This is a genomic window from Phycicoccus avicenniae, assembly GCF_050496545.1.
Taxonomy (GTDB): Bacteria; Actinomycetota; Actinomycetes; order Actinomycetales; family Dermatophilaceae; genus Phycicoccus; species Phycicoccus avicenniae_A.
This window is the reverse complement of sequence record NZ_JBNVZV010000002.1, coordinates 216,794-229,952: the sequence shown is the minus strand read 5'-3', so window position 1 is coordinate 229,952 and position 13,159 is coordinate 216,794. Positions and strand designations below refer to the sequence as shown.

8 protein-coding genes are annotated in these 13,159 nt (G+C 72.7%); 2 read left to right on the top strand and 6 right to left on the bottom strand.

From position 1 onward, the window contains the following. Window positions 1-36 precede the first annotated feature (36 nt). Both ACQZ2A_RS02885 and ACQZ2A_RS02880 read left to right on the top strand, forming a co-directional pair. On the top strand, window positions 37-1,884 hold the full coding sequence (locus ACQZ2A_RS02885; RefSeq protein WP_430206997.1) for a Type 1 glutamine amidotransferase-like domain-containing protein: 1,848 nt from the start codon (window positions 37-39) through the stop codon (window positions 1,882-1,884). Between the two features lie 89 nt (window positions 1,885-1,973). Then, window positions 1,974-2,834 (top strand): universal stress protein, encoded by an 861-nt coding sequence (locus tag ACQZ2A_RS02880; RefSeq protein ID WP_430206996.1) that lies wholly within the window; start codon window positions 1,974-1,976, stop codon window positions 2,832-2,834. On the opposite strand, the gene ACQZ2A_RS02875 is transcribed toward ACQZ2A_RS02880, so the two are convergent. The 6 genes from ACQZ2A_RS02875 to ACQZ2A_RS02850 all read right to left on the bottom strand — a co-directional run bounded on the left by ACQZ2A_RS02875 (window position 2,824) and on the right by ACQZ2A_RS02850 (window position 13,131). Then, window positions 2,824-4,971, bottom strand: coding sequence for a S9 family peptidase (locus tag ACQZ2A_RS02875; protein WP_430206995.1), 2,148 nt, complete (start codon window positions 4,969-4,971; stop codon window positions 2,824-2,826). The genes ACQZ2A_RS02880 and ACQZ2A_RS02875 overlap by 11 nt on opposite strands. An 86-nt stretch (window positions 4,972-5,057) precedes the next feature. Next, the gene (locus ACQZ2A_RS02870) at window positions 5,058-6,854 is read right to left on the bottom strand and encodes a bifunctional metallophosphatase/5'-nucleotidase (protein ID WP_430206994.1); all 1,797 of its coding nucleotides are present in this window, start codon (window positions 6,852-6,854) and stop codon (window positions 5,058-5,060) included. A 153-nt stretch (window positions 6,855-7,007) separates the two neighbouring features. Further along, on the bottom strand, window positions 7,008-10,628 hold the full coding sequence (dnaE, locus tag ACQZ2A_RS02865; RefSeq protein WP_430206993.1) for a DNA polymerase III subunit alpha: 3,621 nt from the start codon (window positions 10,626-10,628) through the stop codon (window positions 7,008-7,010). 79 nt (window positions 10,629-10,707) lie between these two features. Continuing rightward, a complete protein-coding gene (locus tag ACQZ2A_RS02860; protein WP_430206992.1) occupies window positions 10,708-11,631 on the bottom strand; it encodes an RluA family pseudouridine synthase in 924 nt (307 codons plus the stop codon). Further along, window positions 11,624-12,199, bottom strand: a complete 576-nt coding sequence (gene lspA, locus ACQZ2A_RS02855; RefSeq protein WP_430206991.1) for a signal peptidase II — start codon at window positions 12,197-12,199, stop codon at window positions 11,624-11,626. Before lspA ends, ACQZ2A_RS02860 begins: the two co-directional genes overlap by 8 nt. Beyond that, window positions 12,172-13,131: a TraR/DksA family transcriptional regulator gene (locus ACQZ2A_RS02850; RefSeq protein ID WP_430206990.1), complete on the bottom strand. Its 960-nt coding sequence runs from the start codon at window positions 13,129-13,131 to the stop codon at window positions 12,172-12,174. Before ACQZ2A_RS02850 ends, lspA begins: the two co-directional genes overlap by 28 nt. Window positions 13,132-13,159 lie beyond the last annotated feature (28 nt).

Here is a 13,159-nt window from a genome sequence, read left to right as displayed (position 1 = left end):
CCCCGACACGGAGGGCGGGCTCGCTAGCGTGCCGGGATGACCCCGCGCCCCGGCCGCCGTGCCCGCCACCTGCTCGGATGCACCCTCGCGAGCGCCGCCCTGCTCGCCGCGCCCCTCGCCGGCGCCGCGGGAGCGACGCCCGCCCCGGCCGGAGGCGGACCCCGGCCCGACCCGCGGCAGGTGCTCGTGCCGATCGGTGGCGGGTACGAGACCGACACCCTGGAGGCCTTCGCGCGCACCGCCGCCGCCCGCGCGTCCGGCCCCACCGTCGACCTCGTCGTCGTCCCCTCGGCCTACGGGGACGCGCCCGAGGACCGGGCCGAGAACCTCGAGCTGGCCGGTGAGCGCACCGAGCAGCTGCGCGCCGCCTGCGAGGACGCCGTCCCGGCCCGCTTCACCGGATGCACAACGCGGCTGGCGGTGCTCCTCGACCGCGCCGACGCCCTCGACCCGGCCAACGCCGCCGCGCTCGCCGACCCCGCCACCGACGGCATCTACGTCCTCGGCGGCGACCAGGGGCTGGCGATGCAGGTGCTCGCCGACAGCCCCGCCGAGCGCGCGATGACAGTCGCCACCCGCCGCGGTGCGGTGCTCGGCGGCACGAGCGCCGGCGCCGCCGTCGAGTCCCGGTCGATGATCAACGGCTACGTCGGCGACCTCGGCCCGGCCGAGGGCCTGCGGCGCGGCTCCACCCTGATGTGGTGGGGCGACGACGCCGACCTCGAGCGCGGCCTGACCTTCGGCTCGACGCGCGCCATCTACGACCAGCACTTCCACCAGCGCGGCCGGCTCGGCCGCACCCTCTCGACCCTCGCCACCGCCGACGAGCGCTTCCGGGGGCGCAGCCCGGTCGGGGTGGGCGTGGACTACGGCACGGGCGTCCGGGCCACCGGGGACCGCACCCTCTCCGGGGTCTTCGGGCAGGGCTCGGTCTCGGTGGTCGACCTCGAGACCCTCCGCTCCACCCACACGTGGGGCGGTGCGCTGCAGACTCTTTCGGCCCGGCGGGTCCTCACCCACCTGCTGACCGAGGACCAGACCTACGACCTGCGCACCCGCACCCTGACCCGCGAGCACCGGACCGTCGCGCCGCCCCGGGCCACCCCGTGGCGCGCCCCGCAGGCTCCCGGTCGCGGCACCCTGGTCCTGGGCGGCGGCGTCCTCGGCTCCCCGGTCCTCGGTGACGTGGTCGCCCGCGCCCGGGCCGTGGACCGCACGACCGGCGGGCGCCTCGTCGTCCTGGCCCTCGGGGACGGCGCGGCGGCCACCGGCGCCGCCTACACCGACGCCGCCCGGGCTGCCGGCTGGACCGGCTCGGTGCGCGTCCTCACCGGCTCCGCCGTACGCCCCGAGGCCCTGCGCGGTGCCGATGTCGCCTTCGTCGTCGGCGACGACCCGGCCTCCCTCGCACCGGTTCTCGCCGACGGCCGCGTGCGGGCCGCCGTCACCACGGCCGTGCGGCACACCCCGGTCGTCCTCGCCGACGGCGCGGCCACCGCCCTGCTGGGCGAGCGCTGGTCGCCGGTCGCCCGCCCGACGGAGGACGACCTCGAGGACGCCGGCATCGCCGCCTTCCGCGCCGACGACGCACGGTGGCAGCGCGGGCTAGGCCTGGTCGACGCCACCCTCGTGCCGCACCTCGCCGCCGACAACCGCTGGGGTCGGCTCTACGGCGCGGTCGCCGTCGACCGGCGTACGCCGGTCGTCGGTGTGCTCGACCGGTCCGCCGTGGTCCTTACCCACCGCGGCGCCTCGACGCTCGGCGAGTCCGTGGTCGTCGCCGACGGTGACGAGGCGCGCACCTGGACCTCCGCCAACGGCTCGATCGGTGCCGCCAACGTCGTCCTCGACGTCTTCGCCGACGGTGAGCGACTGCGCCGCTGACCCGTGACATCCGTCCTTGCGCGGCGGCACCGGCGGTGGGACGGTCGTCCTGACGGAGGTCCTCCGCCAGTGAAAGGACGGTCGATGTCATGAACCAGCAGCGGGTCGTCGTCGGGGTCGACGGGTCACCCCTCTCCCGGGCGGCGGTCGTCCAGGCCGCCCACGTCGCGAGCACACGCGGGATGACCCTGCACGTGCTCCACGCCTTCGCACCGGACCTGCCGATGCTCGGCTTCGGTGAGCTGACCGACCGCGCGCAGGTGACCGAGCACGGCCAGCACCTGCTGCGGGACGCCGTGGCGACCGCGCACGGCGCCCATCCGGACCTCACCGTGACCAGCGCGCTCCACGACGGCTACGCGAGCCGCTCCCTCATCTCCTCGTCGCACACCGCCGCCCTCGTGGTCGTCGGGGTCGCCGGGTTCGGGGTGCTCAGCCGCACGAGTCTCGGCGCGGTCGCGATGCAGGTGCTCACGCACGCGCACTGCCCGGTCCTCGTCGTCGGGCACACGGCGAGTGCAGCGCCCGCACCCGGGAGCCGGGTCGTCGCCGGTGTCGACGGCTCGCCCGCCTCGTTCGCGGCGCTGCGCTCCGCGGTGCGCGAGGCGACCGTCCTCGGCGGATCGGTGGACGCGGTGCACGCGTGGCAGGCCGCGGGCGCGGCCGACCCGACCCTCGCGAGCGCTTCCAGCTGGGAGGACTACGTAGCCGGTGTCGAGCGGCTCGTCGACGCCGAGGTGGCCGGTCTGCGCCCGGAGCACCCGGACACCAAGGTCGAGGTCCACGTCGTGCGGGCCGACCCGCTGCACGCCCTCGTCGAGGCGAGCGAGGGCGCCGGCCTGGTCGTCGTCGGCAGCCGCGGCACGGGGGGCTTCGAGGGGCTGCACGTAGGCTCGACGGCCCTGCGCCTCGTCGGCCGCAGCGCGTGCTCGGTGCTCGTCACCCGGTGACGGTGCCGCCGTCCAGCCGCTCGGTGGCGCCGAGCTGGTCGAGGACGACGGCCCACTCCCAGGCCACCTGCTCCCACGCCGAGTAGCGCCCGCTGCGTCCGCCGTGGCCGGCCGACATCTCGGTGCGCATCAGGATCGGCCGGGTGGCGGGGTCGTTGGTGACCGTCTCGCGCAGCCGGGCCACCCACTTGGCGGGCTCGCTGACGTAGACGCGGGTGTCGTGCAGGCTGCTCGTCGCGAGGACGGCGGGGTACTCCGCGGCGCGCACGTTCTCGTACGGGGTGTACGCGCGCATCGCGGCGTAGACCTCCGGGTCCTCGAGCGGGTTGCCCCACTCCTCCCACTCCCCCACCGTGAGCGGCAGCTCGGGCTGGAGGATGGTGTTCAGCGCGTCGACGAACGGCACCGCGGCGTGCGCGACCCGGAACTTCTCGGGTGCTGCGTTGAGCACCGCGCCGACGAGCAGGCCTCCGGCAGAACCTCCTTCGAGCCCCAAGCGGTCCGGCGCCACCCACCCCGACTCGACGAGGTGCGCCGCGACGGCGATCGTGTCGGAGAACGTCGTGGGCTTCGCGAGCAGCTTGCCCTCGTCGTACCAGCGCCGCCCCATCTCCCCGCCGCCGCGCACGTGCCCGACGGCGAAGACGACCCCGCGGTCGAGCAGGCCGAGGCGGGCGACGGAGAAGTACGGGTCGGACGAGATCTCGTACGAGCCGTACGCGGTGAGCAGGCCCGGGTTGGTGCCGTCCGGCTCGACCCCGCGGCGGCGCACCACCGACACGGGCACCGAGGCGCCGTCCTCGGCCGTCACCCACTCGCGGGACTCGACGTAGTCCTCGGGGTCGAAGCCGCCGAGGACGGGCTGGCGCTTGAGCTCGGTCCGTCCCCCGGTGGCGAGGTCGACGTCGAGCACCGTGCGCGGGGTGGTCCACGACTCGACGACCACCTGGATGGCGCTCTGGTCCGGCTCCGGGTTCTCCCCCAACCCGATCGAGTGCACCGGCTGGTCGACGGCGACGTCCCACGGCGTGCCGTGGCCGGACACCGACGCGACGTCCCGCGGCAGCACCCGGAGCGCGGTCAGCCCACCCGTGCGCAGCGAGAGCACGGTGGCGCGGTCGAAGGCGTCCACCCCGACGAACCGCTCGCCCTCGCCGGACGCGAGGAGCGGCACCCACTGCTCGTGGCTCGTCGCCTCGAGGGGCGCCCACGCGAGGTCGGAGTCGGGGGTGTCGGTGTTGTGCACCACGAGCAGCCGGTCCCCGGCGGGCTCGACGTCGTACTCGACGCCCTCGCGCCGGGGAGCCACGACCCGCCATTCCCCCTCGGGGTCGTCCGAGGGCAGCATCCACACCTCGGAGGTGGTCTTCGAGCCCAGGCCGAGCAGGATCCAGCGCTCGTCCCGGCTGCCGCTGACGCCCATCCAGAACCGCTCGTCGTCCTCCTGGTGCACGAGGACGTCCTCGGCCGGGTCGCCCCCGACGCGGTGCCGCCAGAGCTGGAACGGGCGCCAGGCGTCGTCGACGCGCGTGTAGAAGACGAACGAGCCGTCTCGGCTCAGCTCGCAGCCGTAGCCGATGCCCCGCAGCGAGGTGTCGAGGACCTCGCCGGTCGCGATGACGCGGACGGTGAGGTCGAAGCGCTCGTCGCCGGCGGTGTCGACGGCGAAGGCCACGAGCCGGTGGTCGGCGCTGACGGCCAGCGCACCGAGCGAGAAGAACTCGGAGTCCCCCGCCTCCACGTTCCCGTCGAGGACGACCTGCTCGCCGCCGACCGGACCGGCCTCGGGGTCGGGGCGGGGGTCGCCGTCGGCGCGGGGCACCCGGACGTGGGCGGCGTACTGCTTCCCCTCCGCCGTGCGGCTGAGGTACCACCACGGCCCGCTCGCGACGGGCACGGACAGGTCGTCCTCCTGGACACGGGCCTTGATCTCCCCGAAGAGGGTGCTGCGCAGCGGGGCCAGGTGCTCGGTCAGGGCCTCGGCGTAGGCGTTCTCGGCCTCGAGGTGGGCCCGCAGCTCGGGGTCCTCGAGGTCGCGCATCCACCAGTACGGGTCCTCCACGCGCTCGCCGTGCTGCTCACGGACGTGCGGGCGTCGGGGGGCGGTGGGAGGGGTCGGGAGGCTCGGGCTCGGCACGGGCCCACCCTATGCGCGGCCGCGCCCCGGACGGCGACGAGGGCCGCCCCCTGCCGGGGACGGCCCTCGTCGGGTGCGGCGTTGGGTCAGAGACCCGCGACGCGGTCGGCCGGGGCCCGCAGGCCCGGGTTGGCGCCGAAGTAGGCGACCAGGTTGGCCAGGTCCTCGTTGCCGCCGAGGACGTTCTGCCCGGCGGAGAAGGCGGTGAAGGAGTCACCGCCGTTGGCGAGGAAGTTGATCGTCCCGACGCGGTAGGTGGCGTTCATGTCCATCGCCACCCCGTTGAGCGTCATCGAGCCCGCCACGACCCGGCTGCCCGCCGGCTGCGTGGCGTCCCAGGTGTAGGAGAAGCCGTCGGACACACCGAGCGCGAGGGCCTCACGACCACCGGGGCGACCGGGGACGAACTGCTGCTCGAGCACCGCCTTCAGCTGCGCACCGGTGATGTCGAGCGTCGTGAGGATGTTGCCGAACGGGGCGACGTCGTAGGTCTCGGCGTAGGTGATCTGGCCGGGGCCCTCGGCGTACTTCGGGGCGAGGAACAGGCTGGCCCGCACCCCACCGACGTTCATCAGCGCCAGCTGGGCGCCGCCGTTCTCGGGGGCCTTGGTGCCCCAGAGGATGCTGTCGGCCACCAGGTCGGCCATCGGCGTCTCGATGCCGCGGTTGCCGCTGGAGTCACCGGTGATGTCCTCGGCGTTGGTGCCCACCACGCGGGCCGCGAGCGGCGCCGAGATGGTCTTCCACTTGTCGATGATGCCGGTCTGCGTGGCGTCCTTGGCGAACGCGGTGCGGCTCACGAGGTGGTTGACCGACGTGGACTTCGCGCGGTCGACCTCGCCGGTGCGCTTGTCGATGACGAGGTTGGTCTCGGAGACGACCTGGCCGTAGGAGGCGGCGCTCGTCACGAGGCGCGGGTTGCCCTTCGGGTCCGGGATGGAGCACGTGTAGGGCTGGTGCGTGTGGCCGGTGATGATGGCGTCGACGTCGGCGGTCATCGTCTTGGCGATCGTCGCGATCGGGTCGGAGATGCCGACGCACTGCTGGTAGGTGCCGGTCTGCACGCCGCCCTCGTGGAGCAGGACGACGATGGAGTTCACGCCCTTCTTGCGCAGCTCGCGGGCCTGCTTGTTCGCGGTCTCGACCTCGTCCTTGAAGTCGACGTTCGCGACACCGGCCGGGTCGACGAGGCTCGGGGTGCCCTCGAGGGTCATGCCGATGAAGCCGACCTTGACACCGTTGATCTTCTTGACCGAGGTGGCGGGCAGGAGCGTGCGCTCCTTGTCGTGGCCGTGGTGGTGGCCCTTGCCCTTCGCGGCGGCCTGCTGCTTGAGCACGACGTTCGCGGCGAGCCACTGGAAGTCGGCGCCGGCGTACGGCTGGTCCGGGAAGTAGCAGCCGTCGGTCGGGTGGCAGCCACCCTTCTGCATGCGCAGGAGCTCGGTGGTGCCCTCGTCGAACTCGTGGTTGCCGACGCTGCTGACGTCGAGCTTCATCGCGTTGAGCGACTCGACGGACGGCTCGTCGTGGAAGAGCCCGGAGAGGAAGGTGGACCCGCCGATGAGGTCGCCCGCCGCGACGGTGAGCGAGGTGCCCTTGGGCGCCTTCGCACGCAGCGTCTTCAGCGCGGTCGCGAGGTACTCGGCGCCGCCGACCGGCGTCTGGGTCGGGTCGAGGGTCTTCGAGAGCGGCGGGTCGGTGGCCTCGAGGTGGCCGTGGTAGTCGTTGAACGACAGCAGCTGCACGGTCTGGGTCTTGGCCGGCTTGGGGTGGTGGCCGTGCCCGCGGTCGTGCGCGGTCGCGGCCGGGGTGCCGGCGACGAACACCGCCAGGCCCATGGCGGCGACACCGGCGCCGAGGGCGCGTCGTCGAGTCGTACTCATCGTCGAGGTTCTCCTGGGTTCTCCGAGCGCCGCCTCCTGTCCGGGCGGCACGTCAGGTAGACCCTAGGCGCACATCGCTCCGGTGGCATCCCCTCGCGGCCCCCGGATCTGCGGTGTCGCCGACCGTTCACCGCAGGGTCGCCCGCGCGCGGGTCAGGAGAGGCAGCGGGGGCCGAGGAGGACCTTGAGGTCGCCGAAGAGCGCGGCGTCGGCGTTGACCCGGTAGGCCGGGTCGAGGCGGATCTCGACGGAGCGGCCCGGCTTGAGCAGCCGCAGGTGGACCTCGGTGGTGCCCGGGTGGTTGGTGAGGACCCCCTTGAGCTCCTCGATGCGCTGCGTCGTGGCGCGCACGGTCTCCATCGTCACGACCACCGGCCCGCGCGGACCCTCGCTGACGTCGGGGAGGGTGAGCTCCTGGGCGTAGATCGAGACCGAGTCGTCGCGCCGGTTCAGCTTGCCTCGCACGACCGCGATCTGGTCCTGCTGGAGCATCGAGGAGACGGTCATGTACGTGCTCGGGAAGAAGAGGCACTCGATGGAGCCCGCGAGGTCCTCGACGGTGGCGATGGCCCAGAGGTCGCCCTTCTTGGTGCGCTTGATCTGCAGGCCGGTGATGAGCCCGGCGACGGTGACCATCGAGCCCTCGGGCCGGCCGGACTCGTCGGCGGTCAGCGCGGCGATCTGGGTGTCGGCGTGCTGGCTGAGCACGTGCTCGACCCCGAAGAGCGGGTGGTCCGAGACGTAGAGGCCGAGCATCTCGCGCTCGAAGGAGAGCAGGGTCTGCTTGTCCCACTCGACGCCGGGCACGGGCGCCAGGCCCATCATGTCGCCGCCCCCGCCGCCGGAGCCGCCGTCGTCGCCGAAGGCCCCGAAGAGGCTGTCCTGGCCGATCGCCTCCTGGCGCTTGACCGCGACGAAGGCGTCGACGTACTCCTCGTGGATGCGCAGCAGGCCCATCCGGGTCTCGGCCAGGCCGTCGAAGGCGCCGCCCTTGATGAGCGACTCGATGGTGCGCTTGTTGCAGACCACCGCCGGCACCTTGGACATGAAGTCGCGGAACGAGGTGAAGGCGCCCTTCTCCTCGCGCGCGGCGACGATCGCCTCGACGACGTTGTGGCCGACATTGCGGATCGCGTTGAGCCCGAACCGGATGTCGGTGCCGACGGCGGCGAACTGGCCGACCGAGTCGTTGACGTCCGGGGGCAGCACCTTGATGCCCATCCGCCGGCACTCGCCGAGGTAGAGGGCCGACTTGTCCTTGTCGTCGCCGACGCTCGTGAGCAGGGCGGCCATGTACTCGGCCGGGTAGTTGGCCTTGAGGTAGCCGGTCCAGTAGGAGACGAGGCCGTACGCGGCGGTGTGCGCCTTGTTGAACGCGTAGTCGGAGAACGGGACGAGGACGCCCCAGAGGGCCGCCACGGAGGCCTCGGTGTAGCCGTTCTTCTTCATGCCGTCGGAGAACGGCACGTACTCCTTGTCGAGGACCTCCTTCTTCTTCTTGCCCATGGCGCGCCGGAGGAGGTCGGCGTTGCCGAGCGTGTAGCCGGCGAGCTTCTGGGCGATCTCCATGACCTGCTCCTGGTAGATCACCAGGCCGTAGGTGGTGCCGAGGATGGGCTCGAGGGCCTCGACCATCTCGGGCTGGAGCTTGCCCTTCAGCTGCGGGTCGAGCGGGATGAGCTCCTGCTTGCCGTTCTTGCGCAGCGCGAAGTTCGTGTGGGCGTTGACGCCCATCGGGCCCGGCCTGTACAGCGCGAGGGCCGCGGAGATGTCCTCGAAGTTGTCCGGCTGCATCAGCTTCAGCAGCGTGCGCATGCCGCCGCCGTCGAGCTGGAAGACCCCGAGGGTGTCGCCGCGCGACAGCAGCTCGTAGGTGGCCTTGTCGGTCATGTCCTTGGACAGCGCGTCGAGGTCGATCTCCTCGCCGCGGTTGGCCTGCACGTTGGCGATGGCGTCGTCGAGGATCGTCAGGTTGCGCAGCCCGAGGAAGTCCATCTTGACCAGGCCGAGGCTCTCGCAGCTCGGGTAGTCGAACTGCGTGATGACCTGCCCGTCCTGGAGCCGCCGCATGATCGGGATCACGTCGATCAGCGGCTCGCTGGACATGATGACGCCGGCGGCGTGCACGCCCCACTGGCGCTTGAGGCCCTCGAGGCCCTTGGCGGTCTCGACGACCTCCTGGAGGTGCTGCTCCTGGGCGACGAGGTCGCGGAACTCCTTGCCCTCGCCGTAGCGCGGGTGGTTCGGGTCGTAGATGCCCGAGAGCGGCACGCCCTTGCCCATGACGTCCGGGGGCATCGCCTTGGTCAGCTGCTCACCGACGGCGAAGGGGTGGCCCATCACGCGGGCGGAGTCCTTGACGGCCTGCTTGGCCTTGATCGTGCCGTAGGTGACGATCTGGGCGACCCGCTCGCTGCCGTACTTCTCGGTGACGTAGCGGATGACCTCACCGCGCCGGCGCTCGTCGAAGTCGACGTCGAAGTCGGGCATCGAGGCGCGCTCGGGGTTGAGGAAGCGCTCGAAGATCAGGCCGTGCGGCACGGGGTCGAGGTCGGTGATCTTCATCGCGTAGGCGCACATCGAGCCGGCACCCGAGCCACGGCCCGGACCGACGCGGATGCCGTTCTCCTTGGCCCAGGTGATGAAGTCGGCGACGACGAGGAAGTATCCCGGGTACCCCTTCGAGACGATGACCTCGGCCTCGTAGTCGGCCTGCTTCTGGGCGTACTCGGGGATGCCGCCGGGGAAGCGCTCGTGCAGGCCCTTCTGGACCTCCTTGACGAACCAGCTCGTCTCGTTCTCGCCGGGCGGGCAGGGAAAGCGCGGCATGAACCGGCCCTCGCCCTCGGTGAACGAGATGTCGCACATCTCGGCGATGAGGAGGGTGTTGTCGCAGGCCTCGGGCAGCTCGCGCCAGGTGTGGCGCATCTCGGCGGGGCTCTTGAGGTAGAAGTCGTCGGCGTCGAACTTGAAGCGGCCCGGGTCCATCATCGTCGAGCCGGACTGGACGCAGAGGAGCGCGCCGTGGGCCTTAGCGTCCTCGGGGCTCGTGTAGTGCAGGTCGTTGGTGGCCACGAGCGGCAGCCCGAGCTCGCGGGCGATGCGCAGGAGGTCCTGCTGGACGCGGCGCTCGATGTCGAGGCCGTGGTCCATCAGCTCGCAGAAGTAGTTCTCGGCGCCGAAGATGTCGCGGAAGTCCGAGGCCGCCTGCTTGGCGAGGTCGTACTGGCCGAGCCGGATGCGGGTCTGGATCTCGCCCGACGGGCACCCGGTGGTGGCGATCAGGCCCTGGCCGTACTGGTCGAGCAGCTCGCGGTCGACGCGCGGCCACTTGGCGTAGACCTGGTCGAGGGAGGCCTGGCTGTCCATCCGGAAGAGGTTGTGCAGGCCGGTGTTGTCGCGGGCCAGCAGCGTCATGTGCGTGTAGGCGCCCGAGCCCGAGACGTCGTCGCCGGGGCGGGTGCGCTCGTCGCCCCACTTGACGCGGGTCTTGTCGGTGCGGTGGGTGCCCGGCGTGACGTAGGCCTCGACGCCGATGATGGGCTTGACGCCCGTGCCCTGGGCCTTCTTCCAGAACTCGTAGGCGCCGAAGACGTAGCCGTGGTCGGTGGTCGCGAGGGCCGGCATCCCCATCTCGGCGGCGCGGGTGAAGAGGTCGCCGATGCGGGCCGCGCCGTCGAGCATCGAGTACTCGGTGTGCACGTGCAGGTGCACGAACGAGTCGCCCTTCGGGGAGGACGCGGGGCTCGGGGTCGGGGCGGCGGGGGTGGACATCGCGGACCATCCTAGGTCGCCCCGGGGACACCCTCGGCGTGTCGCCCGCCGTGTCGCGCGAGCGGCGCGAACGGGTCGCTCAGAGGCGGTCGAGGGCGTCCTGGAGGTCCTGCGGGTAGCCGCTCTCGAAGGTGACCCACTCCCCCGAGCCGGGGTGCTCGAAGCCGAGCCCGACGGCGTGCAGCCACTGCCGCTCCAGGCCCAGCCGCTTCGCGAGCGTGGGGTCGGCGCCATAGGTCGGGTCGCCGACGCAGGGGTGGCGCACGGCGGCCATGTGGACGCGGATCTGGTGGGTGCGACCGGTCTCGAGGTGGATCTCGAGCAGGCTCGCGTGCCGGAAGGCCTCGAGCAGCTCGTAGTGGGTGACGGCGTGCTTGCCGGAGTCCATCACCGCGAACTTGTAGTCGTGGCCGGGGTGGCGGCCGATGGGCGCGTCGATGGTGCCGACGAGCGGGTCCGGGAGGCCCTGGACGAGCGTGTGGTAGGTCTTCTCGACCCGGCGCTCCTTGAACGCGCGCTTCAGGACGCTGTAGCCGCGCTCGCTCTTGCAGACGACCATCAGGCCGCTGGTGCCGACGTCGAGGCGCGAGACGATGCCCTGCCGCTCGCTGGCCCCGCTGGTGGAGATGCGGTAGCCGGCGGCCTTGAGCCCGGCGAGCACGTTGGGACCGGTCCACCCGACGCTCGGGTGGGCCGCGACGCCGACCGGCTTGTCGACCACCACGATGTCGTCGTCGTCGTGGACGACCTTCATGCCCGGCACGGGCTCGGCCACGACCTCGAGGGTCGGGCTGGCCGGGCCGCTGGGGATGGCCACCTCGAGCATGTCGCCGGCGCTGACCCGGTGGCTCTTGCCGACGGTGCTGGCGTTGACGGCGACGTCGCCGGCGGCGGCGAGGTCGGCGGCGCGGGTGCGGGAGAGCCCGAAGAGACGGGCGATCGCGGCGTCGACCCGCTCGCCCTCGAGGCCGTCGGGCACGAGGACCGTGCGCTGCTCAGTCATCGGCGTGCTCCGCCCGGTGCCGCGACCCCAGGGGCACGCCCCGGTACGCGAGGACCATGATGATGCCCGCCGCGACGACGATCGCGATGTCCGCGACGTTGCCGATGAACCAGCCGAAGTAGTCGATGAAGTCGACGACGTGGCCGCGGCCCGGGCCGGGCTCGCGCACCAGGCGGTCGACGAGGTTGCCGACGGCCCCGCCGAGCAGCAGCCCGAGCGGCACCGCCCAGGCCCGGTTGTCGACCCGGCGGGCCCCGACGACGACCCACCCGAGGATGACGAGCGAGACGAGGGTGAGCACCCACGTCGAGCCGTCGCCCAGGGAGAAGGCGGCACCCGGGTTGCGGATGAGGTTGAGGCGGATCGCCGAGCCCACGAGGTCGACCGGCTGCCCGGGCGTCAGGCCCGCGAGGGCCCAGGCCTTGGTGCCCTGGTCGAGGACGAGGGTGACCACCGCGAGGGTGAGCAGCAGGGCGCGGAGGCGTCCGCGTCCCTGCGGCGAGGGGTCGGGGGTGGGCGTCGGGGTGGGGTCGGCGCCCGTCAGCGGCGCTCCTGCTTCGTCTTGCATGGCATGCACAGGGTCGCACGAGGAGCGGCCTGGAGCCGCATCTTGCCGATCGGGTTGCCGCAGGACTCGCAGGTGCCGTAGCTGCCGTCGTCGAGGCGGGCGAGGGCGTGCTCGGTCTGCTCGAGCATCTCGCGGGCGTTGTTGGCCAGCGAGATCTCCTGCTCGCGCTCGTAGGTCTTGGCGCCGGCGTCGGCCTGGTCGTCGCCCGCGCCGTCTCCGGAGTCGCGCATCAGGTCGACGAGGTCGGAGCGGGCGTGCTCGAGCTCGTCGCGCAGCTGGGCGACGTCGCGCTCGAGCTCGCCGCGCACCTCGCGCAGCTCGGCCGCGGTCCACGGCGACTCGTCCTCGCGCACCGGGAGGGAGCGCGCGGTGGTCTTCTTGGCGGGAGCGGCCTTCGTGGCGGGAGCGGTCTTCTTGGCCGGTGCCGCCTTCGTGGCCGCCTTCTTGGCCGGCGCGGCCCTGGTGGCGGCCTTCTTCGCGGGTGCGGCCTTCGTAGCGGCCTTCTTGGCCGGTGCGGCCTTCTTCGCGGGCGCCGCCTGGGTGGCCGCCTTCTTCGCGGGCGCCGCCTTCTTGGCCGGCGCCGCCTTGGTGGCCACCTTCTTGGCCGGTGCAGCCTTCGTGGCGGGAGCGGCCTTGGTGGCCGCCTTCTTCGCCGGAGCCGCCTTCTTGGCCGGCGCGGCCTTGGTGGCCGCCTTCTTCGCCGGAGCCGCCTTCTTGGCCGGCGCGGCCTTGGTGGCCGCCTTCTTCGCAGGAGCCGCCTTCTTGGCCGGAGCCGCCTTGGTGGCCGCCTTCGTGGCGGGGGCCTTCGTGGCCGGCGCGGCCTTCGTCGCGCCCCCCGTGCCCGACCCGCCACGCCCGACCGCGGCGCGGGCCTTGGCCGCGGCGCTCGAGGTGGTCTTCTTCGCGGCCGACAGCGCCCGCTTCACAACCATGTCGGGGACCCTTTCCGGGGCTGGTCGG

Bases quoted from the DNA above. Each gene is read 5' to 3' on its own strand.
- ACQZ2A_RS02885 (WP_430206997.1), top strand. From the start codon at position 37: ATGACCCCGCGCCCCGGCCGCCGTGCCCGCCACCTGCTCGGATGCACC.
- ACQZ2A_RS02880 (WP_430206996.1), top strand. From the start codon at position 1,974: ATGAACCAGCAGCGGGTCGTCGTCGGGGTCGACGGGTCACCCCTCTCC.
- ACQZ2A_RS02870 (WP_430206994.1), bottom strand. From the start codon at position 6,854: ATGAGTACGACTCGACGACGCGCCCTCGGCGCCGGTGTCGCCGCCATG.
- dnaE (WP_430206993.1), bottom strand. From the start codon at position 10,628: ATGTCCACCCCCGCCGCCCCGACCCCGAGCCCCGCGTCCTCCCCGAAG.
- ACQZ2A_RS02860 (WP_430206992.1), bottom strand. From the start codon at position 11,631: ATGACTGAGCAGCGCACGGTCCTCGTGCCCGACGGCCTCGAGGGCGAG.
- lspA (WP_430206991.1), bottom strand. From the start codon at position 12,199: ATGCAAGACGAAGCAGGAGCGCCGCTGACGGGCGCCGACCCCACCCCG.
- ACQZ2A_RS02850 (WP_430206990.1), bottom strand. From the start codon at position 13,131: ATGGTTGTGAAGCGGGCGCTGTCGGCCGCGAAGAAGACCACCTCGAGC.